Source organism: Kineococcus vitellinus, assembly GCF_009906315.1.
In the GTDB taxonomy this organism is placed as follows: domain Bacteria; phylum Actinomycetota; class Actinomycetes; order Actinomycetales; family Kineococcaceae; genus Kineococcus; species Kineococcus vitellinus.
The window spans coordinates 1-1,329 of record NZ_JAAALL010000552.1 but is presented as its reverse complement, the minus strand read 5'-3'; the positions used below and the strand labels follow the sequence as shown (position 1 = coordinate 1,329).

Here is a 1,329-nt window from a genome sequence, read left to right as displayed (position 1 = left end):
CTGCTGCTCCTGGTGCCCGCCGCGGCGGCCACGCTGCCGGTGGCGGCGCAGCGCACCGAGCGCGGCGAGCCGGCGGCGCTGGCGCGGGCGTGCGCGAGCTTCGCCCCGGGCGACGTGGCCCTGGCGGTCGACCCGCGCTCGCGCAACGAGTGGCCGCAGCTGCTGCGCGGCGGCTGCGGGGTGCCGACGGCTTCGCTCGTGGTCGCCACCCGCGACGGGGCGCCGGGCAGCGAGGCGTACTGGGCGGTGCTGGCGGCGGCCGTGCAGCGCCAGGCCGAGCGGGTGCGCGCCGCGGGCGGTCGCCCCGTGCTGGTGGCCGCCGGCGGCGACACCGACGCGGTGCAGGTCCTGCGCCGCCTCGGCGTGGGCGAGCCGCGCGTCGTCGCCGACCTGCGCACCGGCGAGGACGAGCGGGTCCTCGAGGAGCGCCCCGACGGCGTGCAGCACATCGACGTCCGCCTCGTCACCGGCGTCGCCCCCTGACCCTGTGGACAGGTCGTGATCTTCCGCGGTGCACCGCGGAAGATCACGACCTGTCCACGGGAGCGGGGCTCAGGCGGGGGTGGTGGTGCGCGAGCAGCGGGTGACGTAGTCGACCTGCAGGTGGCCGACGGCCTCCAGGCGGGCCTGCGCCTGCGCCCGCACGTCCTCCAGCACCTCCCGGCGGCGCTCCTCGTCGAGGGCGATGACCCAGCTGCGCGAGCGGGTCAGGTCCAGCAGCGAGTCCACGTCCACCGGCTGCGACCAGCGCACGTCGTAGCGCTCGACCGGCCCGAACGGCGGGCCCACCCGGGGGGCCAGGCTGCCCAGCTGCTCCTCGCCGGGGCCGGGCAGCAGCCGGTCCAGGCGCGCCAGCCACTCCACCCCGGCGTCGCGCACGTTCCACAGCAGCCCCAGCCGCCCGCCGGGGCGCAGCACCCGGGCCACCTCGGGGGCGGCGGTGGCGGGGTCCACCCAGTGCCAGGCCTGCGCCACGAGCACGGCGTCGACGTCGGCGTCCGGCAGCGGGATCGACTCCGCGGTGCCCTCCAGCAGCGGCACCCCGGGCAGCACGTCGCGGAACTGCGCGCGCATGCCGGCGGTCGGCTCGACGGCGACGACCTCCAGCCCGCGCGCCAGCAGGGCCCGCGTCAGCTTGCCGGTGCCGGCGCCCAGGTCCAGCACCCGCCGGGCGCCGGGCGGCAGCAGCCAGTCCAGGGCCTCGGCGGGGTAGCTGGGGCGGGCGCGCTCGTAGACGTCGGCGGCGGCGCCGAAGGAGCGGGCCTGCACGCGCCGGCGCGCGGCGCGCTGCTGCTCGTCGTCGGGGAGCTCTCTCACGCCAGGCATGGT

At 78.8% G+C, this 1,329-nt stretch carries 1 protein-coding gene and 1 pseudogene; one reads left to right on the top strand and one right to left on the bottom strand.

Features of this window, described 5'->3' with window-relative positions; all coding sequences use genetic code 11:
• Positions 1–483, top strand: a pseudogene (locus GTQ99_RS23345) (hypothetical protein); the annotation flags it as partial.
• Positions 484–552: 69 nt separating this feature from the next.
• Here the strand turns inward: GTQ99_RS23345 and GTQ99_RS23340 are convergent.
• Positions 553–1,317, bottom strand: coding sequence for a class I SAM-dependent methyltransferase (locus GTQ99_RS23340; protein ID WP_338075217.1), 765 nt, complete (start codon positions 1,315–1,317; stop codon positions 553–555).
• Positions 1,318–1,329 lie beyond the last annotated feature (12 nt).